At 55.9% G+C, this 1,017-nt stretch carries 1 protein-coding gene; it reads right to left on the minus strand.

What is annotated here, in order from left to right; translation table 11 throughout:
• Positions 1-1,017, minus strand: a 1,017-nt coding sequence (tuf, locus tag K325_RS0100525) for an elongation factor Tu (RefSeq protein WP_029652293.1), incomplete at its 5' end; no start/stop codon positions are given.

The raw sequence follows: 1,017 nt of genomic DNA on the forward strand, positions 1-1,017 counted from the left end.
TTACTCGATGATCTTGGCAACCACGCCGGCACCTACGGTACGGCCACCTTCACGAATCGCGAAGCGCAGACCATCTTCCATGGCGATCGGAGCGATCAGGGTAACGGTCATTTTGACGTTGTCACCCGGCATTACCATTTCAACACCTTCCGGCAGTTCGCAAGAACCGGTCACGTCTGTGGTCCGGAAGTAAAACTGCGGACGGTAGCCCTTGAAGAACGGAGTATGACGACCACCTTCTTCTTTGGACAGTACGTACACTTCACACTCAAACTTGGTGTGCGGCTTGATGGAGCCCGGCACACACAGAACCTGACCACGCTCAACGTCGTCACGCTTGGTACCACGCAGCAGAACACCTACGTTCTCACCCGCACGACCTTCGTCGAGCAGCTTACGGAACATCTCAACACCAGTACAGGTAGTGGTCTGAGTATCGCGGATACCAACGATCTCAACAGTATCACCAACCTTGATGATGCCACGCTCAACACGGCCGGTCACAACCGTACCACGTCCGGAGATAGAGAAAACGTCCTCGATCGGCATCAGGAACGGCTGATCAATCGCACGCTCCGGCTCAGGGATGTAGTCATCCAGCGCCTCTACCAGCTTCTTAACAGCGGTAGTACCCATCTCGTTGTCATCTTTACCTTCCAGCGCCATCAGCGCAGAACCGGTGATGATCGGAGTGTCGTCACCCGGGAAGTCGTACTGGCTCAGCAGGTCGCGAACTTCCATCTCGACCAGCTCCAGCAGCTCCTCATCGTCTACCATGTCGGCCTTGTTCAGGAATACAACGATGAACGGAACACCAACCTGACGGGACAGCAGGATGTGCTCGCGAGTCTGCGGCATGGGGCCGTCAGCAGCGGAGCAAACCAGGATCGCGCCATCCATCTGCGCAGCACCAGTGATCATGTTTTTAACATAGTCAGCGTGGCCCGGGCAGTCTACGTGTGCGTAGTGACGGGTCGGGGAATCGTACTCAACGTGAGAGGTCGCAATGGTAATACC

It is taken from the genome of Marinobacter daepoensis DSM 16072, from assembly GCF_000421165.1.
Taxonomy (GTDB): domain Bacteria; phylum Pseudomonadota; class Gammaproteobacteria; order Pseudomonadales; family Oleiphilaceae; genus Marinobacter; species Marinobacter daepoensis.